The sequence below is a fragment of the Brevundimonas nasdae genome (assembly GCF_016654005.1).
GTDB classification, from domain to species: domain Bacteria; phylum Pseudomonadota; class Alphaproteobacteria; order Caulobacterales; family Caulobacteraceae; genus Brevundimonas; species Brevundimonas nasdae.
The window spans coordinates 73,203-93,258 of record NZ_JAEPWN010000005.1 but is presented as its reverse complement, the minus strand read 5'-3'; the positions used below and the strand labels follow the sequence as shown (position 1 = coordinate 93,258).

The following is a 20,056-nucleotide window of genomic DNA, read 5'->3' as shown; positions in this document are numbered from 1 at the left end:
ATGAAACACACCGCAATCGCCCTGGTGTTCGCCGCGACCGCGCTGGGCGCCTGCGCCACCAGCGTCCCGACGCAGCCGGCCGCTCTGAACAGCCTGTCCAACTATGTGCTGGAGGTCGAGCCGGGCCTGGACCGTATCGCCCTGGCCGTCCACGACAATGGACTGTCGGCCAATCAGCAGGCGGCTCTGTCCGGCCTGGTGCAAAGGTTCGCGGCTGAACAGGCGGAAGTGATCCGCATCGAGGGGCCGTCCGGCGGCGATCCCGTCTCGGCCCAGATCGCCTGGAGCGTGCGCGACGCCCTGACGGGCATGGGCGTGCCGTCGGAACGGGTCGTGGTGATGGCCTATAATGCGCCCCATCCGCGCGCGCCGGTGCTGGCGGGCTTCGAAACCCTGCGGGCGCATATTCCGAACTGCGCAACCGCGCCGACCCAACTGGGCGGATCATGGACCAACCGCACCTCGCCAGACTTCGGCTGCTCGGTCACCGCCAACCTGGCGGCGCAGATCGCCAATCCGCGCGACATTGTTCAGCCGCGCGGCATGACCGGCGCCGATCAGGGCCGCCGATCCAAGGTGTTCGAAATGTATCGCGCGGGAACAGCGACCTCTGCGCCGCAGGAAGAACTGGTCAATGGCAGAATCTCAAAAGCGGTGGACTAGCGGATGAACGCCTACGCTTCCCAGACCCAGGGTTCCTACGCCGACGACGCGTTCGATGTGGACATGGATTTTTCAGAGGCTGCGCCTCAGCCCCAGGCCTCTCCCCTGTCATTCAGCGCGCCCCCGCAACCCCAGACGCCGCCGTCCGCTGGCGCCCCGCAGGGCGGTCATCAGCGCGTAGAGGCGGTCACGGGCTACAACCCCGCTGGCGAACTGGCGCCCCAGGCTCAGACGGGTCTGACGCCGGCCGGCGGCATCGCCGAAGTGTCGGTGCCGCGCATCGCCATCCATGTCTTCGCCGAACGCCAGGACACCCTGAACGCCGCCGAACGTGCGGCCCAGGACCGTCGCATGTCGCGGGCCACGACCCAGATCCGCGTCGGCGGCGTCATGGCGGCGGTCGAAACCTATCAGCACGAACCGACGCCGCCGCTGATCATCGTCGAATGCCTGCGTGACCCTCAGGGGCTGCTGCAGGAAGTGGATCAACTGGCCGAGGTCTGCGACGCAGGCACCAAGGTCGTGGTCATAGGCTCGACCAACGACATCATCCTGTTCCGCGAACTGATGCGGCGCGGGGTCAGCGAATATCTGGTCGCGCCGCTGCAGCCGCTTCAGCTGATCTCGGCCATCGGCGGCCTGTTCAACGACCCGGCCCAGCCGTTCGTCGGCCGCACCATCGCCTTCGTCGGCGCACGCGGGGGCGCAGGCGCCTCAGCCGTGGCCCACAACACCGCCTATGCGATCTCGGAGCGGATCGGCGCCAATACGGTCATGGTCGACTATGATCTGCCGTTCGGCACCGCCGGTCTGGACTTTAATCAGGATCCGCTGAATGGCGTCGCCGACGCCTTGGGCCAGCCGGATCGTCTGGACGCCACCCTGCTGGACCGGATGATGGTCCGCTGCACGGACAAGCTGAGCCTGTTTGCGGCCCCCGCCACCCTGGACGCCGACTGGGACATCTCGACCGAGGCGTTCGAGGAGGTCACCAACCGCATCCGCTCCACCGCGCCGTTCGTGGTGCTGGACCTGCCGCACCTGTGGTCGCCGTGGATGCGCCGCACCCTGATCAGCGCCGACGAGGTGGTGGTGGTGGCGACGCCGGATCTGGCGTCCCTGCGCAACGCCAAGAACATGATCGACCTGATCCGCCACAGCCGCCCGAACGACGCGCCGCCGCGCCTGGTGCTGAACCAGGTCGGGGTGCCGGGACGTCCTGAAATTCCGGCCAAGGATTTTGGCGCGGCGCTTGGCGTTCACCCAAGCCTGATCATTCCGTTCGACGCCAAGACCTTCGGGGCGGCCGCCAACAACGGTCAGATGGTGGTCGATGCAGGCGCCAAGACCAAGGCCGCCGAAGCCTTCCAGACCCTGGCCCAGATCGTGACCCGGCGCGAACTGCCTGCAGCGGGCGCCAAGGGCAAGGCGGCCAAGCCGGCGCGTACCGCCGCCGCCAAGCCCGCGACAGGAGAGTCCAAGTCCGTGATCGCCTCTCTGTTCAAGAAGCGCTGACGCGTGTTCGGCAAGCGCACAGGTCAACCCGGCGCCCCACCCGCGCCCGCGCCTCCCGCAGCCAAGCCGGGCGGCGCTTCCGGCTATGCGGACGCGGCGGTGCTGACGCCTCACTCCGTGTCCGGCGTTCAGCCCGAACCCTTCGCCTTCGGAGAAGAGGGCGCGTTCGAACCCGCGGCCTCATTCGCCGACAATGGCCCGACCCAGACTGGACCCCAGACTGGGCCGCAGACGACCGCCGCAGCGGACCGTCTCGATGCGCTGGCTAATCGGCCAAAGGCGCCGCCTGCGCCCGCGCCCACCCCGCGTCAGGGCGCCGGTCCCAAGCCGACAGCCGGTCTGGAACAGCTGAAGAAGGCGCAGTCGGTCACACAGATCGTCCGTGAACAGAGCGACTATTATCACGCGACGAAGACGACCATCTTCAACGCCTTGATGAACACCATCGACCTGTCCCAGCTGGCCCAGCTGGACCAGAAGGCGGCGTCTGAGGAAATCCGCGACATCGTCTCCGAACTGGTGGCGATCAAGAACGTCTCCATGTCGGTCGCCGAGCAGGAGCATCTGGTTCAGGACATCGTCAATGACGTCCTGGGCTATGGCCCGCTGGAGCCGCTGCTGGCGCGCGACGACATCGCCGACATCATGGTCAATGGCGCGGGCCGGGTCTTCATCGAGGTCGCGGGCAAGGTCCAGCTGACCAATGTCCGTTTCCGCGACAACACCCAGCTGATGAACATCTGTCAGCGGATTGTGTCGCAGGTCGGCCGCCGCGTCGATGAATCCAGCCCCATCTGCGACGCCCGCCTGCCGGACGGATCGCGCGTCAACGTCATCGCCCCGCCTCTGGCGATCGATGGTCCGACCCTGACCATTCGTAAGTTCAAGAAGGACAAGCTGACGATGAAGAATCTGGTGGAGTACGCCTCCATCAGTCCCGAGGGCGCGCGCGTCCTGGGCGTCATCGGCGCGTCGCGATGCAATCTGGTCATCTCGGGCGGCACGGGTTCGGGCAAGACCACGCTGCTGAACACCCTGACGGCCTTCATCGATCCGACCGAGCGGGTCATCACCTGCGAGGACGCCGCCGAGCTGCAACTGCAGCAGCCGCACGTGGTGCGCCTGGAGACCCGCCCGCCGAACCTTGAGGGCCAGGGCACGATAACCATGCGCGATCTGGTCAAGAACTGCCTGCGGATGCGTCCTGAACGGATCATCGTCGGCGAGGTCCGGGGACCGGAGGCGTTCGACCTGCTGCAGGCGATGAACACGGGCCACGACGGCTCCATGGGCACGCTGCACGCCAACAGTCCCCGCGAAGCCATCAGCCGGATGGAATCCATGATCACCATGGGCGGATACGGCCTGCCGTCCCGCACCATCCGCGAGATGATCGTCGGATCGGTCGATGTCATCGTCCAGGCCGCGCGCCTGCGCGACGGTTCGCGCCGCATCACCCACATCACCGAAGTGGTGGGCCTGGAAGGCGACGTGATCGTGACCCAGGACCTGTTCGTCTATGACATCACCGGCGAAGACGAGAACGGCAAGGTCGTGGGTCGTCACCGCTCGACCGGCATCGCCCGTCCCCGCTTCTGGGACCGCGCCCGCTATTATGGGCTGGAACGCGAACTGGCCGACGCCCTGGACGCGGCGGAGTAACCGATGCTTCCGATCCTCGCCGCCATTCTGGCCTTCATCACCATCGGCGGTCTGGGCTGGGCGCTGGTCGGAGGCGATGATTCCAGCAGCCAGGCCCTGAAACGGGCCGAAACGATCACCGGAAAGAAGAGCGCGGCCAGCAGCAAGACGACCGCCGTCGCCAATACGCCCGAAGCGCGCCGCAAGCAGATCATGACGCAGCTGCAGGAGGCCGAGCGGCGCGAACGCAAGGCCCGCATGTCCATGTCGGCCAAACTGGCCCACGCCGGTTTGTCGCTCAAGGTGCAGACCTTCTACATCATATGCGGGGTTCTGGGCGTCCTGGCTCTGGGCCTGACCCTGTTGTTCGGCATGAACATCGTCATCGCCCTGGGCATAAGCCTGATCGTCAGCATTGGCCTGCCGCGCTGGATCATCGGCTTCCTGGCCAAGAAGCGGATGGCGAAGTTTTCACTGGAGTTTCCCAACGCCGTCGACGTCATCGTGCGCGGCATCAAATCGGGCCTGCCGGTCCATGAATGTTTCAAGATCATCGCCCGCGAAAGCCCGGCGCCGCTGGGGCCTGAGTTCCAGCGTCTGGTCGAGGGGCTGGGCGTCGGCATGACGCTGGAGCAGTCGCTGGAACGTATGTATGGCCGCATACCGACCCCGGAACTGCGCTTCTTCGCCATCGTCATCGCCATTCAGCAGAAGACGGGCGGCAACCTGGCCGAGGCCCTGGGCAATCTGTCGAGCGTCCTGCGGGCGCGCCGGATGATGGGCGAAAAGATCAAGGCGCTGTCATCGGAAGCCATCGCTTCGGCCGGCATCATCGGCTCCCTGCCGCCCGTCGTGATGCTGCTGGTCAGCATAACCACCCCGTCCTACATGGGACTGTTGTTCACGGACCCGCGCGGCAACTTCGTGCTGCTGATTGCGGTCATGCTGATGTCGCTCGGCATCTTCGTGATGAAGCGCATGATTTCGTTCAAGTTCTGAGGTGAAGGCATGAACGGCTTCATCCATTTCATCACCCAGCCGCAGAACCTGCTCAGCATCGCCGTCGGCGTGCTGGTCTTTGCATCGGTGATGACGTTGCTGTCCTCGATGGGCGGCGACCGGAACCTGAACAAGCGCATCAAGTCGGTGAACGAACGCCGCGACGAGTTGAAACGCCGCTCGCGCGCCGCCTTGCAGAATCCCGGCTCCGTCGGCCTGCGTCATACGGACGAAGGCTTTCAGAAGCGGGTCGTCGATCGGCTGAACCTGATCAAACTGCTGGAAGATCCCAAGCTTCTGGATCGGCTGGCGGAAGGCGGCTATCGCGGCCCTCGCCCGATCACGACCTTCTATTTCTTCCGCTTTGCGACGCCCTTCATCTTCTTCGCCATCGCGGTCTTCTACGTCTTCATCCTGAATGACTTCGGCCTGGCCTTCACGGTGCGGCTGGTCATTGTCGTCGGGGCGGCGGTGGTGGGCTTCTATGCGCCGAACGTCTTCCTTTCGAACCAGATCACCAAGCGCCGCACCTCGATCATGCAGGCGTTTCCCGATGCCCTGGACCTGCTGCTGATCTGTGTCGAAGCGGGCATGTCGATCGAGGCGGCCATCGCCAAGGTCAGTCAGGAAATGGGCACGACATCGGTCGCCCTGGCCGAGGAGCTCAGCCTTCTGTCGGCGGAGCTGTCCTATCTGCCGGACCGGCGCATGGCCTATGAAAATCTGGGCAAGCGCACCAACCATCCGGGCGTCAAGTCGGTGGCGACCGCCATGACTCAGGCGGAAACCTACGGCACACCCCTGGCCACCGCGCTACGGACCATGGCCAAAGAAAACCGCGACCTGCGTCTGTCGGCGGCGGAGAAGAAGGCGGCAGCCCTTCCGGCCAAGCTGACCGTGCCGATGATCCTGTTCTTCCTGCCGGTTCTGTTCCTGGTCATTCTGGGCCCCGCCATCATCCGCATCCAGGACACGATGGGCGGGGGCGGCGCAGGCGGTTAAGCGGCGTAGGCTTCAGGCGCTCTGAAGCTCCGCCGCTGTCTTCAGACCCTCGACAATGGCTTCCTGGGCGCTGCGGATGCTGGCCCTGTGCTTGTCCAGATGCAGTTCGCCGCGCAGGCCGACAAACCGGATGCCGGAGGTGACGATGCAGCTTCCCTTGTCCAGTTCCTCGATGCCGATGTAGCGGACCGTTGCGAACAGGAAGCCGCGTTTCTCGGTCCAGACCAGGCGCGAATAGGGCTGCCATTCCGCGACCCGGCCGATGGCGCGCCGCTCGGTCATGCCGGGATAGGCCTCGGTCATCGCCAACTGGCCGCCATAGGCGATGGCGCCTTCGACATTCGTGTCGATGGGGTTCCAGTGGTTCCAGGACGGCAGGTCCGAGATCAGCTCCCAGAGCCGATCCGATGTGGCCTTAACGCCAGCGCGCTTGTCGATGCGGGTGTCTTCCATGGCGTGCGATCTGACACGGCTTTTCGCCGGAAGGAAGGCCCGATGCGTTGCTGCGTCGCTTACTCAGGCTGAACCAGTTTCAGCCGCCGCCCGTCATCCAGCCCCAGCCGCGTCTTGACCTCGAACAGGTCGGCGCCGACGGGAATGATCAGCAGCTTCTTAGGCTGGGCCGTATTGACCGCCACCACCGCATCCCTGGGACAGATGTCGAAACAGTCGGCGCCGGTGACGGTCAGCTCGCCCTTGCGGCCCTTCTTACCCTTCTTGAGGTGCAGATATTTCCGCAGGGCCTTCTTCAGCGTCAGGTCGCCGTCGGGGCCGAAGCCGCCATCCAGCTTCTTGGAGCATTTGCGGCAGACCAGAACGACGTCGCGCCACTGGGTGTCTGTGCTCTTGATGGGCTTTGCCATAAAATGATGATCGGCGACCGATGGTGGTTGCACAAGTGGGCGGGGCGCCTTCACCATCGCCGAAAACGAAATTTCACGAGAGCTTCACATGCGCCGTCTGCTCGTCGCCTCCACCCTTGCACTGACGCTGGCGGCGGGCGCCGCTCATGCGCAGGCCGTGCCCATTGCGACTGTGGATGCCGCCGTTCAACGCATCCTGCCGGAAGTCACCGCCTGGCGGCGCGACCTGCACCAGCATCCTGAACTGGGCTTTGCCGAGACCCGCACCGCCGGGGTGGTCGCTGATCATCTGCGGGCCCTGGGGCTGGAGGTCCGCACCGGCGTCGGCAAGACGGGCGTGGTCGGGGTGCTGCGCGGCGCAAAGCCGGGGCGCGTGGTGGCCCTGCGCGCCGACATGGACGCCCTGCCGGTGCAGGAGGCGACCGGCCTGCCCTTCGCCTCGACCGCGACCGGAACCTATATGGGCGCGACCGTGCCGGTGGCCCACGCCTGCGGCCATGACATGCACATCGCCATGCTGATGGGCGCCGCCGAGGTGCTGGCGGGCCTGAAGGACCAGATCAGCGGAACCATCGTCTTCGTCTTCCAGCCCGCTGAGGAAGGCGCCCCTCCGGGAGAGCCCAAGGGCGGCGCCGCCCTGATGATCGAGCAAGGCGCCCTGGCCAATCCCAAGCCGGAGGCGATCTTCGGCCTGCACGTCGTGCCGGGCCGTCCGGGAACTGTCTTCTACCGCCCCGAAGGCTTCATGGCGGCGTCAGACCGGGTCGACATCAGCCTGAAGGGAAAACAGACGCACGGCGCCTGGCCCTGGCGCGGCGTCGACGTGGTGGCGGTCGCGGCCCAGGTGGTCGATACGGTCAACACCCTGACCGCGCGCACGGTCGATCCGACCACCACACCGACCGTCTTCACCATCGCCACGGTCAATGCGGGCGTGCGCTACAACATCATTCCCGACAGTGCGACCCTGTCCGGCACCCTGCGGACCTTCGACGTGGCCCAGCGCGACGCCCTGGTGGCCCGCGCCAACTCGGCCATCGGCCATGTCGCCGAAGCTTACGGCGCGACGGCGGAGTTCAGCGTCAAACAGAACGCGGCCCTGGTCTTCAACGACGTGGGCCTGTCGGCCTGGCTGGCCCCGGTCCTGACCGAGGCGGCCGGGCAGGGCAATGTGAACCCGGCGACACCCCCGACCACCGTGGCCGAGGACTTCAGCTATTTCCAGCAGGTCATCCCCGGCGTCTTCTATCATCTGGGCGCCAGCCCGGACGGCGTCGATCCGTCCCAGTCCGCGCCCAACCACTCGCCCGAATTCTCGCCCAACGAGAAGGTGCTGCCGCTGGGCGTGAAGACCCACGTCCTGACGGCGCTGCGCTTCCTCGAACGCCCCTGATCAGTGGACGCCGCCGGGCGGGGACAGACCCAGTTCGGCGGCGACGCGGGCCAGCTTGTCCGGATTGCGGGTGATGAAGATCTCGACGATCCGTCCATCCTCGATGTTGAGAGCCGTGGTCTGAAGCACCCGCCCGCGCTCCAGGCTGACAAACCCCGGCAGGCCGTCGATCCACAACAGGCGCAGGAAGACGAACGAGTCCATGCCGTATTTGCGATGAAGGCCGGTGTAGAGGCGTTTGATGCGCGCCAGCCCGTCTATCGGATTGCGGAAGGCGATCACCTTGCCGCCGCCGTCCGCGCGCACGACGGCGGTTTCGGACAGCAGGTGGGTCAAGGCATCGACATCGCCGCTGCGGCTGGCGTCAAAAAAGGCGCGGGCGATGCGGTCGCCTTCTTCACGTCCGACGACGTAGCGGGGCCGGGCGTCCTGCACATGGCGGCGGGCGCGGGCGGCCAGCTGGCGCACAGCCGCAGCATCGCGGTCCAGCGTCGTCGCCACTTCATCGAACCCGACGCCGAAGACGTCGTGCAGCAGAAAGGCCGCGCGCTCCAACGGCGATAGTCGCTCCAGCGCCATCATCAGCGTCAGCGTCAGGCTGTCCTGAGCCGGCTCAGCCTCGGCCTCAATCAAGGGTTCGGGCAGCCAGGCACCGAAATAGGTCTCGCGCCGGGCGCGCGCCGACTTCAGCACGTCCAGCGCCAGGCGGCTGGTGGTGCGCGTCAGCCAGGCGCCGGGCTCGCGCACCTGATCCGCGTCGACGGTGCGCCAGCGCAGCCAGGCGTTCTGGACCACATCCTCGGCCTCGGCGACTGAACCCAGCATCCGATAGGCCAGACGCACCAGCCGGGGCCGGTGCGTCTCGAACAGGTCCGTCGCCGGATCAGGCGGCGACACGCGCAGCATCCGCCGGATGGGCCAGCCGCAGGCCGATCGCCAGTCGGTTCCAGGCGTTGATCGTGCCGATGGCGATCGTCAGGTTCACCTGTTCCGCATCGCTGAACTGGGCCTTGACCAGATCATAGTCCGCGTCCGGGGCCTGGGTCTGTTCGATCCGCGTCAGGGCGTCCGTCCAGGCCAGGGCGGCGCGTTCGCGCTCCGAATAGAGGCTGGATTCCCGCCAGGCGCTCAGCATGTAGAGCCGCATCTCCGTCTCGCCCGCCTTGCGCGCGTCGGTCGTGTGCATGTGGATGCAGAAGGCGCAGCCGTTGATCTGGGAGGCGCGCATCTTCACCAGCTCCAGCAGGCTGTGCTCCAGACCGCTGGCGGCGATGGCCGTCTCGACCTTGATCATGGCCTGATAGGCGTCCGGCGCGATCTTGTAGGGGTTGCTGAGGCGTTCGGTCATGGTCGTGTCTCCGTGCGTGGAGTTGCGCGATACAGACATGACGAGACGGGGCGGGCCGTTGTGACACGGCCCCCGGATTTATTTCGCCAGCCGCTCGAACAGGGTGTCGATCACGCGACGATAGACGCGCGTCAGGGCTTCCAGTTCCGCCGTCGGCACGCGCTCGTCGATCTGGTGCATGGTCTGGCCGACCAGGCCCAGCTCCAGCACCGGGCACAGGGCGCGGATGAAGCGGGCGTCGGAAGTGCCGCCGGTGGTCGAGGCCTCGGGGCGGCGGCCCAGTTCAGCCTCGACCGCATCCTGAACGGCGCTGACGAAATCGCCCGGCTCGGTCAGGAAGGCCTCGCCCGAGCACAGGTGCTCCAGCGTGATCTGCAGTCCCGTCTCGGCCTGAACGGCGCCCGCCTCGCGGTTTAGCCACTCGATCAGGCTGTCGCCGGTGTGGCTGGGGTTGAAGCGGATGTTCAGCCGCGCCGTCGCCTGCGCGGGAATGATGTTGGTCGCCGGGTTGCCGATGTCGATGGTCGTGATTTCGAGATTCGACGGGGGAAAAGACGGATAGCCGTCGTCCAGAACATGGTCGTTAAGTCGGGCCATCAGTCTGGTCACCACCGGCGCCGGATTGGCGGCGCGTTCGGGATAGGCGACGTGGCCCTGCTTGCCCTTGACCGTGATCCAGGTGTTCAGCGAGCCGCGACGCCCGACCTTGATCATGTCGCCCAGCTGCTGGGACGAGGACGGTTCGCCGACCACGCAGCCGTCGATGACTTCGCCCTCGGCGGCCAGAGCCTCGACCACTCGCTTGGTGCCGTGCAGGGCCGGGCCTTCCTCGTCGCCGGTGATCAGGAAGGACAGGGAGCCGTTTGGCTCGCCCTGCGCCAACACCTGCGATACGGCGGCGACCCAGGCGGCGATCCCGCCCTTCATGTCCACGGCGCCGCGCCCGTAGAGGACGCCGTCCTTGACCTCGGCGTTGAACGGTTGAGACGTCCACTGATCCGACGGGCCGGTCGGCACCACGTCCGTATGGCCCGCGAAACACAGGTTGGGCGAGGCGGTCCCGCGCCGCGCATACAGGTTCTCGATCCGCGCATCGACGCCGACGCCGCTGGGACCTTCGAACGCCAGACGGCGGCAGGTGAAGCCCAAGTCTATCAGATGGCGTTCCAGCACATCCATCGCCCCTTCGTCGGCAGGCGTGACGGAGGGAATGCGGATCAGGTCGCGGGTCAGTTCGACAGGATCGATTACGGGAGTTGATGCGCGGCTCATGGCGCTATGCTTTAGGGAAATCCCGCAAAGGCGAGAAGGCGTAATGCCCAAGATCGACATCGATATTGCGCCGCGCGGCGACGGCACGACCTACCCGGACGAATTCGCGGGTCCCTGCCTGCCGCGTCAGCGCTGGAAACTGGGTGATGCGGCGGGCCTGAGCCAGTTCGGCGTCAACCTGCTGCGCCTGCCGCACGGCGCCTGGTCGGGCCAGCGTCACTGGCACGCCGCCGAGGACGAGTTTGTCATGATGATCGAGGGCGAGGTCGTGCTGGTCGAGGACGATAGCGAAACCCTGCTGCGCGCTGGCGACTGCGCCGGGTTCAAGGCCGGCGTGCCGAACGGGCACAAGCTTGAGAACCGATCCGGCCGCGACGCCGTTCTGCTGGAAGTCGGCACGCGCAGCCCCACGGTCACCGCCTGCGACTATCCCGATATCGACATGATCCTGCCCGACGGCGCGGACCGCTATTTCCACCGCGACGGCCAACCCTATCCGAAGCATCCCAGACGAACGTGACCGTAGATTCCATAGACACCGGCCCCGCCGCCCCGCCTGTTCCGCCTGCGCCGCCAGACGGTCCGTCCAGCCCCTGGGGCATTCGCGATTTCCGCTTGCTGTGGTTCGGGCGCGTGGTCGCCGTCCTGGCGATCCAGATCCAGTCGTCGGCCCTGTTGTGGCAGGTCTATGAGATCGCCCGCCGCGATCACCCGGTCGCAGAGGCCAGCCTCTATCTGGGTCTGGTCGGTCTGTGTCAGTTTCTGCCGCTCTTGGCCTTTACGCTGCCCGCCGGAGCCATGGCCGACCGACGCGACCGCAAGACGACCGTGTGGATCTCCATCCTGGTCGAGGCGGCCTGCGCCGGGTCGTTCCTGCTGATGGCGCTGCATGGCGCCCCGCCGTTGTGGGGCCTGTTGGCCGTCGCCGCCGTCTTCGGCGCTGCGCGCGCGTTTCTAGCGCCCGCCAGCCAGGCCTTCCTGCCGATGGTGGTGGGACGCAAGGCCTTGCCGCCCGCCATCGCCGCCCAGTCCATCGCCTTCCAGACGGGAGCCATCGCCGGCCCGGCCCTGGGCGGGGTGATCGTGGGCGTGAACGTGCCGCTGGCCTACGCCGTGTCGCTGGGCATGTTCCTGCTGGCCGTCGCCGCATTCATCCTGATCCGCACCAGCGGAAAGCCCGCGCCCCAGGCCAATCCCCTGTCGCCGGTCGAGGCGGTCAAGGAAGGCCTGGCCTATGTCTACAAGACCAAGATCGTGCTGGGGGCCATCTCGCTGGATCTGGTCGTGGTGCTGCTGGCGGGTGTGGCCCTCCTGACACCGATCTTCGCGCGCGACATCCTGCATGTCGGCCCGCAGGGGTTCGGCCTGTTGCGGGCTTCATTCGGCGTGGGGGCCATGGCGGTGGCCATCTATCTCAGCCGCTTCCCCATCGTTCGCCACGGGGGACGGTGGATGTTCGCCGCAGTGGCGGTGTTCGGCCTTTGCACCCTGACGTTCGGCCTGTCCAAGATCGTCTGGCTCAGCGCCCTGGCCCTGCTGATCGGCGGCGGGGCCGACATGATCAGCGTAAACATCCGCCAGACCCTGATCCAGCTGGCCACGCCCGATCACATGCGCGGGCGGGTGTCGTCGGTGTCCATGCTGTTCATCGGCGCCTCCAACGAACTGGGCGAGGCCTATTCCGGCCTGATGGTGCGGATGCTAGGCGCCGTGGGCGCAGCCGTGTTCGGCGGTGTCGGCGCCCTGGCCGCGACCGGCGCCTGGTCCGCCATGTTCCCGGGGCTGAGGAAGGCGGACCGGCTGAGTTGACGCTTGACGGGTGTTTTTGTCGCCTTTAAGTTGCTTTTATTGTGCCCTTGTAGCTCAGGTGGATAGAGCACTCCTTTCGCAAGGAGAGGTCGCTGGTTCGAGTCCAGCCTTGGTTTCGAGAGACGGGTCAGCGCATGACCCGTCTCTCATACCCTTCACCACACCTTGAAATGCTTCGACAGCTTCAGGCCCTGGCTCTGGTAGTGACTGCCGCTTTCGCCATAGAGGCGGCTGGGGCGTTCGGTCAGGGGTTCATAGACCAGACGCGCGACGATCTGGCCGTGCTCCAGCAGGAAGGGCGTGTCGTGGGTGCGCACTTCCAGCACGCCCTTCGAGCCCGCGCCATGCGCCTCGTCGGTGCCGAAGCCGGGGTCGAAGAAGCCGGCGTAGTGGACGCGGAACTCGCCGACAGACGGGTCGATCGGGGTCATTTCGGCGGCCTGATCCACCGGGATCTCCACATCGTCCGACGAGGCCAGGATATAGAACTCGCCCGGATCGAGCAGCAGTTCGCCGCGGCGCAGGCTCAGCGGCTCCCAGAAATCGCGCGGATCATGACCGGCGATATGGTCCAGATCGACCACCCCGGCATGGCGACGCCCGCGGAAGCCGACAATGTCGCCGCCCTGCAGGTCCACGCCGACCGAGCGGGTCTCCAGCTTCGGCGGATCGCCCGCCTTCAGACGCAACTGGTTCAGACGCGTGCCGGGACGGACCAGGATGGAGAAGGTCTGGGGTGCGACCTCCATATAGAGGGGACCGTCATAACCCTCGTCCACGTCGTCGAAGCTGGCGCCGCGATCGGTCAGCAGGCGCACGAAAACGTCGACCCGTCCGGTCGAGCTTTTCGGATTGGCGCGGGCGATCAGGCCCTGGGGCAGTTTCAGCCGCTCCTGCAGGCGCACGATATAGACGCAGCCCTTTTCCAGCACGACGCCCGCGTCGGTGATCTCGATCGCGTGCATGGCCACGTCGGCGATCCGCTCCTCGACCTTGCGCTTGCCGGGCAGGAAGGAGGCGCGCACGCGCCAGGCCTGGTCGGACAGGCGCAGGTCCAGGCTGGCGGGTTGGACCTGATCGGCATCGAAGGGCGTGTCGGAGGTGATCGCGCCTGCGGCGATCAAGGTCTCGATTGACTGGGCGGGCAGGATGCCGGGACGGGGCGCTTGGAAAGTGCTCATGCCATCTGTCTCACACGGATTTCACGACTTGTCTTCAAGTCGCGCTTGCAGCCCGCGCTCGGCGGGGCGAGCATATAGCCCATGCACGATGGTCCTGCCTATAGCGCCGAAACGAACGGCATCCTGATCCGGGTGCGTCCCTCCTATCTGGCGGGGCAGTCTGACCCCGAGGCCGGTCGCTGGGTCTGGGCCTATCAGGTCGAGATCGTGAACCTGAGCGGATCGACGGTGCAGCTCATGGCGCGGCGCTGGACCATCACCGACGCCCACGGCCATGTCGAAGAGGTGCGCGGTCCCGGCGTGATCGGCGAACAGCCTGTGATCGCGCCGGGCGCCAGCTATTCCTACGCCTCGGGCTGTCCGCTTGGGACCGACAGCGGTGCGATGGTGGGCGCCTATATTATGACGGATGCGGAGGGGCGCAGTTTCGAGGCGGATATTCCCGCCTTCTCGCTGGATACGCCCAATGCCCGGCGGGTGCTGAACTAGTGGAAAAGGCGGATTGGGCTGCGTCAACCCGGATGAACCGCAGCCCCGCCCCGAAATCTCGCCGGCCGCTTGCGCAGGTCGGCGAGGGGGAAGGCGGCTCCCTAAGGAGCATCTCTTCTTGGGCGCTAGGTTCGCGACGCGGTTCGCTCACGGCTTGAGCGCGTTCGGTGCGCGAAGCGCCGCGCTCAAGCAGCAAGCCGCCGCGCGGCGAGCGATCGCGCCCTTTAGATGTAGCGACGCAGGCTGCGGGCCAGGTCCGAACCGCTTTCCTTGCCGCGCTTGATCTGCGGCTGGTAGGCGACGCGGGCGTGTTCGATGCAATAGACGCCTTCCGAGGCGCGACGGCCGCAGAAGCTGAACTCACGCGACGACGGGTCGCCGATCGGCCATTTGCACATGTGCGCGCCCAGGGTCATCACCGTGGCGGTGCCGGGCAGGTCGGGGATCGGCGCGGGCGCCGGGGCGACGGGCTGGATCGGCTTGGGCTGCACAGCCTCAAGACGACGCGGAGCCGCCGGTTGGGCCGGGGCGGCCGCAACGGTCGGCGCCGGGCGCGGACGGGTGGTGCGGAAGGTGGTCGCGGCGGTGCGTGCCGGTTGCGACGGCGCGGCGCGGCCCGACAGGCCCAGACGGTGCACCTTGCCGATCACGGCGTTGCGGGTCACGCCGCCGCCCAGCTGCTTGGCGATCTGGCTCGCGGATTGGCCTTCCAGCCAGAGCTTCTTCAGCGCGCCTACGCGGTCGTCGGTCCAGCCTGCGGTCATGGCGTCCTCCAGCGAGTAATTGATTCAATATCTAGGGCCCGGCGCCTCTCAGAGGGGCTTGACCTACAACTAATCGTAAACCAGCCGTTAAGAGACGCAAGATGTGCGAATCATCCTGTCCACAGAAACCAGATATTGAATCATCGTTAAGGTTAAGATGAATTCGCGTGGCGAGTGGCGCGTCCTGAAACCTTCTTCCTCGTCGCTCGCCACTAACCACTCGTCACGCCCTTGCGCAGCAAGGCCTCAAAGCGCATCTGGCGGCCCATGACCGAGACGACGCCTGACCTGATCTCCACCCGTCCCGCTGGATTGCCGCAGCCGCGTCGCTATCCGGGGATCAACTGGATCGGGGTGCAGACCCTGTATCTGCGCGAGGTGCGCCGCTTCTGGAAGGTCGGCGCCCAGACGGTGGCGGCGCCGGTGGTGACGACGCTTCTTTACATGCTGGTCTTTGTTGTGGCCCTGCAGAACGCGCGTCCGCCGCTGCACGGCACGCCCTTCGCCCTGTTCGTTGCGCCCGGCCTGATCATGATGGCCATGCTGAACAACGCCTTCGCCAACGCCTCGTCCAGCCTGATCCAGGCCAAGATCATGGGCACGGCGACGGACTTCCTGACGCCGCCGCTCAGCCCGCTGGAGCTGACGCTGGGCTTTACGCTGGGCGCCGCGACGCGCGGTTTGGCGGTGGGTCTGGTGACGGCGCTGTGCGTCCTGCCGTTCGCGCCGCTGGGCGTGGCCAACATCTTGGCCGTCATCTGGTTCGCTCTGGCGGCCAGCTTCATCATGGGCATGACCGGCGTTCTGGCGGGTCTGTGGAGCGAGAAGTTCGATCACCTGGCGGCGGTCCAGAACTTCATCGTCATGCCGATGACCTTCCTGTCCGGCACCTTCTATCTGGTCGACAACCTGCCCGAGCCGTTCCGCTCGATCAGTCACTACAATCCCTTCTTCTATCTGATCGACGGCTTCCGTTACGGCTTCATCGGCCATGCCGAGAGCAATCTGGCGGTCGGGGTGGTCGGATCGGCGGTGCTGATGGCGGTGATGGGAACGGTTTGCTGGCTGGTCTTCCGTTCAGGCTGGCGTCTGAAGAGCTAGATCGCTACCACGGGCGGATCGCCTTTTCGGAAAGATCCGTCATGCTGTTCCGTTCGCTCGTCGCCGCCACGGTGCTGTTCGCCGCCGCGCCTGCATTGGCTCAGGAGGGCGCCAGCGACCGCGCCGACATCGTCGCCGGCGCACGCCAGTTCATCAAACCCACCAACGCCGAGCGCACCCAGGTTCTGGTCGGCTTCCTGACCACCTTGGGCCTGACGCCGGAGATCCAGGTCTTCCAGGGCGGCAACCGCGCGACGGGGCCGATGGAAGGCGCCAATGTCATCGTCACGGCGGGCGAGGGCGACCAGGACATCGTCCTGACCGCCCACTATGATGCGGTGAAGCTGAAGGACGGAAGTCTGTCGCAGGGCATTGTCGACAATGTCGGCTCGGTCATGGCCATGATGGAGGCCGCCAAGATCCTGGACATGGGTCTGGAAGGTCAGCCGGTCGGCCATCGCTTCGTCTTCGTCTTCACCGATCAGGAAGAACTGGGCCTGCTGGGCGCCAAGGCCTTTCTGGAGCATCACGACAAGGACCGCATCGCGGCCGTGATCAACGCCGACGTCGCCGCCTATGGCGAGACGATCATGTATGGCGAGAACAACGGCGACCAGTCGGACTTCGTGCTGGAGACCCTGCGCAACCTGTGCGCCGAACGCGGCTTCGACTGCGAAGGCTTCCCCGTCTATCCACCCAGCGACGACCGGGTTTTCTCGGAGGCGGGCGTGCCGGTGGTGTCGCTGGGAACCCAGGACGCAATCGGCGCGCGCCAGATGTGGCTGGCTTTCAACGGCGGTCAGGACAACGGTCTGCGCGAGGGTTTCGTCCCGACGGTGTTCCAGCGCATCCATACGACCGAGGACAAGCTGTCCTATCTGAAGGGCGCCGACGTCGCCCGTTTCGGCCTGTTCATCGCGGACCTCGCGCTGAACCTGGACAAGAAGCTGGTGTCGTTGCGCCCGCCTGCCCCCCTGGTGGAGCCGGAGGAGGTCGAACCGGATGAAACCGACGAGCCAGCTGTCGCGCCGGACGGCGAAGCCGAGGCGCCTTCGTCAGAGTAACGCCCGTCCGTGTCGGTGTTGACTAAGCCTGTCACTAATCCGACAACGCCAGTCCGTATCAATCCGGCTCCGTCGCGCTCGCGGCGGGGCCGTCTCGCTTTTGGAGGTCTTAGTCCCGTGTCCACGAACCATCTGATGGGTGTCTACAATCGCGCGCCGCTGGAAGTGGAACGCGGCCGAGGCGCACGCCTGTGGTCGACCGACGGGACCGAGTATCTCGATTGCGTCGCCGGCATCTCGACCAACGGCCTGGGCCACGCCCACCCCGAACTGGTCCAGGCGGTCAAGGATCAGGCCGAAAAGCTGTGGCACGTGTCCAACATCTTCCGCATTCCGGGCCAGGAAGCCCTGGCCGACGCCCTGTGCGAAAGCAGCTTCGCCGACGTGGTCTTCTTCACCAACTCGGGCACCGAGGCGGTGGAGTGCGCGCTGAAGACGGCGCGCAAATATCACTCGGCCAACGGCCAGCCCGAGCGGATCGACATCTACGGCTTTGACGGCTCGTTCCACGGCCGGACCTATGGCGCGATCAACGCCGCCGCCAACCCCAGCTACACCGAGGGCTTCGGCCCGCCGATGCAGGGCTTCCACCAGCTGAAGTGGGGCGACAAGGACGCGCTGAAGGCCGCCTTTGAAAACCCGACCACTGCCGCCGTGATCCTGGAGCCTGTTCAGGGCGAGGGCGGCTGCCGCGAGACGCCGGTCGAGGATCTGCGCTGGATGCGCGAACAGGCCGACGCCAACGGCGTGCTGATCATCTTCGACGAGGTTCAGTGCGGCATGGGCCGGACCGGCAAGCTGTGGGCCCATGAATGGGCCGATATGGCGCCGGACATCATGGCGGTGGCCAAGGCCCTGGGCGGCGGCTTCCCCATCGGCGCCTGCCTGGCGACCAGCAAGGCGGCGTCGGGCATGACGGCGGGCGTCCACGGCTCGACCTTCGGCGGCAATCCGCTGGCCATGGCGGTCGGCCAGAAGGCTCTGTCGCTGATCAACTCAGCCGAGACGCTGAACAATGTCGCCGAGATCGCGGGCTATCTGAAACAGCAGTTGGCGGGCCTTCAGGAACGCTTCCCCGACGTGATCGTGGACGTGCGCGGCAAGGGCCTGCTGATCGGGGTCAAGCTGGTCCCGAACAATCGCGAGTTCATGGCCCTGGCGCGTGACAGCCAGCAGCTTCTGGTCGCGGGCGGCGGCGACAACTGCATCCGCCTGCTGCCGCCGCTGAACCTGACGCTGGACGAAGCGCGCGAGGCCATCACCCGCCTTGAAGGCGCCTGCCTGGCCGCTCGCGAAAAGCTGACGGCCTGACGTCAAGGACACAGGGACCGGCGCCTGCCCGGTCCCGATCTTTCCTCACCCTTCCGCCGTTGGTTGCGGCGGCCCCTCCCTCTCCCGCCGGGAGAGGGGCTGGAGATCGAGATGGTTCGGCACTTTCTGGACATTCACCGGCTCGAAGCCGCTGAGCTTCGCGCCATTCTGGACGACGCCCACGCCCGCAAGGCCGCGCGAAAAGGCTGGCCGCAGGGCCGTCCCGACGCCGACGCGCCGGGCAAGGAGCGTGTCCTGGCCATGGTGTTCGAGAAGAACTCGACCCGCACCCGCTTCAGCTTCGACGCCGCCATCCGCCAGCTGGGCGGCGCCTCGATCATCGCCACCGCCTCCGACATGCAACTGGGCCGGGGCGAGCCGGTCGAGGACACGGCGCGCGTCCTGTCGCGCATGGTCGATGCGGTGATGATCCGCGCCAACAATCACGAGGACGTCGAACGCTTCGCCCGTGTCTCGACCGTGCCGGTGGTCAACGGCCTGACCGACCGTTCGCATCCCTGCCAGATTCTGGCGGACCTGCAGACGATCGAGGAGCATATCGGCCCCATCGCGGGCAAGACCATCGCCTGGGTCGGCGACGGCAACAACGTCTGCCACAGCTTCATGCACGCCGCGCCCAAGTTCGGCTTCCACCTGAACGTCGCGTGCCCCGCGGAATATCATCCCGATCTGCGCGATCTGGAGAAGGGCGGCGCCTCCGTCTCCCTGACCAGCGACCCGCGTGAGGCGGTGCGCGGCGCCGATGTGGTGGTCACCGACACCTGGGTGTCGATGGGCGATCAGGATTATGAAGCGCGTCTGGCGGCGTTCGAGGCCTATGGCGTCGACGAGGCCCTGATGGCCCTGGCCGCCCCTGACGCCGTCTTCCTGCACTGCCTGCCCGCCCACCGCGGCGAGGAAGTCACCGACGCCGTCATCGACGGACCGCGCTCGCTGGTCTGGGACGAGGCCGAAAACCGCATCCACGCCCAGAAGGCCGTGCTGGCCTGGTGTTTCGGGGGGTGACGTCTCCAGCCTCGCCGCCATTTGACGGCGAGGCTGCTAAGGTTGCTGGCTGCGGCGAGCTTGATGGCTACAGGTTCACGTCCGCGACGCCGCCGGCGTCTGGCATTGTCTTGGTCAGATTGGCCTTCAGCACTTCATAGCCAAAGCCTAAAGCGCCCTTGTTCGACACCCAGACCCGGCCGTGTTCGGCGTCGAAGCGGATCAGGGTCAGGTGGGGGTCGTCCTTGCCCTCTGGATACCAGGCGGCGACGACGGGGTTCCAGTATTTGTCGATGCGGGCGCGGTCGGCGTCAATGGACAGGGCGCCGTGGAAACAGGCCTGAACCTTCTGGTCCTTGGCCTGATAGCAGAACATGCCCATCACTCCGCCGCCCCGGCCGCCTGCGGCCACGTCACGCGCGAAATCCGTGTCCGTGCGGGTGAAGAACCAGATGGCGCCGATCTCCGGCTCGCCAAATCCGGTCATCGGTTGGTGGTGATAGCCCGGCTTGTCCAATCCCAGCATGCCGGTGTTGGATTCCTTCAGGCTTTTCCAGAATTCCGTCTCCGCCTCGGCGGGGGTCAGCGTCTCGGCCATGATCGTCTCCTGCTTTTGGGGTGCAGGACCAACTGTTC

General features: G+C 66.3%; 21 protein-coding genes. 13 read left to right on the top strand and 8 right to left on the bottom strand.

Annotated features, from left to right (window positions below):
* Genes JKF87_RS09290 through JKF87_RS09270 form a run of 5 tightly spaced genes read left to right on the top strand, consistent with a single transcriptional unit; the run spans position 1 to position 5,820 of the window.
* A complete protein-coding gene (locus tag JKF87_RS09290) occupies positions 1 to 663 on the top strand; it encodes a CpaD family pilus assembly protein (protein ID WP_236261256.1) in 663 nt (220 codons plus the stop codon).
* Positions 664 to 666: 3 nt separating this feature from the next.
* Positions 667 to 2,178, top strand: a complete 1,512-nt coding sequence (locus JKF87_RS09285; RefSeq protein WP_201099605.1) for an AAA family ATPase — start codon at positions 667 to 669, stop codon at positions 2,176 to 2,178.
* Between the two features lie 3 nt (positions 2,179 to 2,181).
* Positions 2,182 to 3,840, top strand: a complete 1,659-nt coding sequence (locus JKF87_RS09280) for a CpaF family protein (RefSeq protein ID WP_201099604.1) — start codon at positions 2,182 to 2,184, stop codon at positions 3,838 to 3,840.
* A 3-nt stretch (positions 3,841 to 3,843) separates the two neighbouring features.
* On the top strand, positions 3,844 to 4,818 hold the full coding sequence (locus JKF87_RS09275; protein ID WP_201099603.1) for a type II secretion system F family protein: 975 nt from the start codon (positions 3,844 to 3,846) through the stop codon (positions 4,816 to 4,818).
* Between the two features lie 9 nt (positions 4,819 to 4,827).
* Positions 4,828 to 5,820: a type II secretion system F family protein gene (locus tag JKF87_RS09270; protein WP_201099602.1), complete on the top strand. Its 993-nt coding sequence runs from the start codon at positions 4,828 to 4,830 to the stop codon at positions 5,818 to 5,820.
* A gap of 12 nt (positions 5,821 to 5,832) precedes the next feature.
* Here JKF87_RS09270 and JKF87_RS09265 read toward each other — a convergent pair whose 3' ends face one another.
* Both JKF87_RS09265 and JKF87_RS09260 read right to left on the bottom strand, forming a co-directional pair.
* Positions 5,833 to 6,273: an SRPBCC domain-containing protein gene (locus tag JKF87_RS09265; protein ID WP_201099601.1), complete on the bottom strand. Its 441-nt coding sequence runs from the start codon at positions 6,271 to 6,273 to the stop codon at positions 5,833 to 5,835.
* A 59-nt stretch (positions 6,274 to 6,332) separates the two neighbouring features.
* Positions 6,333 to 6,683: a hypothetical protein gene (locus JKF87_RS09260; protein WP_201099600.1), complete on the bottom strand. Its 351-nt coding sequence runs from the start codon at positions 6,681 to 6,683 to the stop codon at positions 6,333 to 6,335.
* A gap of 88 nt (positions 6,684 to 6,771) precedes the next feature.
* Between JKF87_RS09260 and JKF87_RS09255 the strand changes: the two genes are divergently transcribed.
* Positions 6,772 to 8,076, top strand: coding sequence for an amidohydrolase (locus JKF87_RS09255; protein ID WP_201099599.1), 1,305 nt, complete (start codon positions 6,772 to 6,774; stop codon positions 8,074 to 8,076).
* On the opposite strand, the gene JKF87_RS09250 is transcribed toward JKF87_RS09255, so the two are convergent.
* From JKF87_RS09250 to dapE, 3 genes are all read right to left on the bottom strand, one after another.
* Positions 8,077 to 8,973, bottom strand: a complete 897-nt coding sequence (locus tag JKF87_RS09250) for a sigma-70 family RNA polymerase sigma factor (RefSeq protein WP_307417799.1) — start codon at positions 8,971 to 8,973, stop codon at positions 8,077 to 8,079.
* Positions 8,960 to 9,424, bottom strand: a complete 465-nt coding sequence (locus tag JKF87_RS09245) for a carboxymuconolactone decarboxylase family protein (protein WP_201099597.1) — start codon at positions 9,422 to 9,424, stop codon at positions 8,960 to 8,962. The genes JKF87_RS09250 and JKF87_RS09245 overlap by 14 nt, the downstream gene beginning before the upstream one ends.
* Positions 9,425 to 9,502: 78 nt before the next feature.
* Positions 9,503 to 10,696, bottom strand: a complete 1,194-nt coding sequence (gene dapE, locus JKF87_RS09240; protein ID WP_201099596.1) for a succinyl-diaminopimelate desuccinylase — start codon at positions 10,694 to 10,696, stop codon at positions 9,503 to 9,505.
* A 43-nt stretch (positions 10,697 to 10,739) separates the two neighbouring features.
* Here dapE and JKF87_RS09235 point away from each other — a divergent pair, with 43 nt between their 5' ends.
* Both JKF87_RS09235 and JKF87_RS09230 read left to right on the top strand, forming a co-directional pair.
* Positions 10,740 to 11,216, top strand: a complete 477-nt coding sequence (locus JKF87_RS09235) for a cupin domain-containing protein (RefSeq protein ID WP_201099595.1) — start codon at positions 10,740 to 10,742, stop codon at positions 11,214 to 11,216.
* On the top strand, positions 11,213 to 12,505 hold the full coding sequence (locus tag JKF87_RS09230; protein ID WP_307417802.1) for an MFS transporter: 1,293 nt from the start codon (positions 11,213 to 11,215) through the stop codon (positions 12,503 to 12,505). Before JKF87_RS09235 ends, JKF87_RS09230 begins: the two co-directional genes overlap by 4 nt.
* A 155-nt stretch (positions 12,506 to 12,660) precedes the next feature.
* Here JKF87_RS09230 and JKF87_RS09225 read toward each other — a convergent pair whose 3' ends face one another.
* Positions 12,661 to 13,686, bottom strand: a complete 1,026-nt coding sequence (locus JKF87_RS09225; RefSeq protein WP_201099594.1) for a 2'-deoxycytidine 5'-triphosphate deaminase — start codon at positions 13,684 to 13,686, stop codon at positions 12,661 to 12,663.
* Between the two features lie 81 nt (positions 13,687 to 13,767).
* On the opposite strand from JKF87_RS09225, the gene apaG reads away from it, so the two are divergent.
* Positions 13,768 to 14,175: a Co2+/Mg2+ efflux protein ApaG gene (gene apaG, locus JKF87_RS09220; RefSeq protein ID WP_201099593.1), complete on the top strand. Its 408-nt coding sequence runs from the start codon at positions 13,768 to 13,770 to the stop codon at positions 14,173 to 14,175.
* A 224-nt stretch (positions 14,176 to 14,399) separates the two neighbouring features.
* On the opposite strand, the gene gcrA is transcribed toward apaG, so the two are convergent.
* A complete protein-coding gene (gene gcrA, locus JKF87_RS09215; RefSeq protein ID WP_201099592.1) occupies positions 14,400 to 14,939 on the bottom strand; it encodes a cell cycle sigma 70 cofactor GcrA in 540 nt (179 codons plus the stop codon).
* Between the two features lie 267 nt (positions 14,940 to 15,206).
* Between gcrA and JKF87_RS09210 the strand changes: the two genes are divergently transcribed.
* The 4 genes from JKF87_RS09210 (at position 15,207) to argF (ending at position 19,441) form a co-directional block, all read left to right on the top strand.
* Positions 15,207 to 16,040 carry an ABC transporter permease gene (locus JKF87_RS09210; protein ID WP_201099591.1) on the top strand — a complete coding sequence of 278 codons (834 nt, stop codon included), beginning with the start codon at positions 15,207 to 15,209 and terminating at the stop codon, positions 16,038 to 16,040.
* A 41-nt stretch (positions 16,041 to 16,081) separates the two neighbouring features.
* Positions 16,082 to 17,104, top strand: coding sequence for a M28 family metallopeptidase (locus JKF87_RS09205; protein WP_201099590.1), 1,023 nt, complete (start codon positions 16,082 to 16,084; stop codon positions 17,102 to 17,104).
* 117 nt (positions 17,105 to 17,221) lie between these two features.
* Positions 17,222 to 18,415 carry an aspartate aminotransferase family protein gene (locus JKF87_RS09200; protein ID WP_307417808.1) on the top strand — a complete coding sequence of 398 codons (1,194 nt, stop codon included), beginning with the start codon at positions 17,222 to 17,224 and terminating at the stop codon, positions 18,413 to 18,415.
* Between the two features lie 111 nt (positions 18,416 to 18,526).
* Positions 18,527 to 19,441, top strand: a complete 915-nt coding sequence (argF, locus tag JKF87_RS09195) for an ornithine carbamoyltransferase (RefSeq protein WP_236261255.1) — start codon at positions 18,527 to 18,529, stop codon at positions 19,439 to 19,441.
* 67 nt (positions 19,442 to 19,508) lie between these two features.
* Here the strand turns inward: argF and JKF87_RS09190 are convergent, their stop codons facing one another.
* Positions 19,509 to 20,018: a pyridoxamine 5'-phosphate oxidase family protein gene (locus tag JKF87_RS09190; protein WP_201099588.1), complete on the bottom strand. Its 510-nt coding sequence runs from the start codon at positions 20,016 to 20,018 to the stop codon at positions 19,509 to 19,511.
* Positions 20,019 to 20,056: the final 38 nt, after the last annotated feature.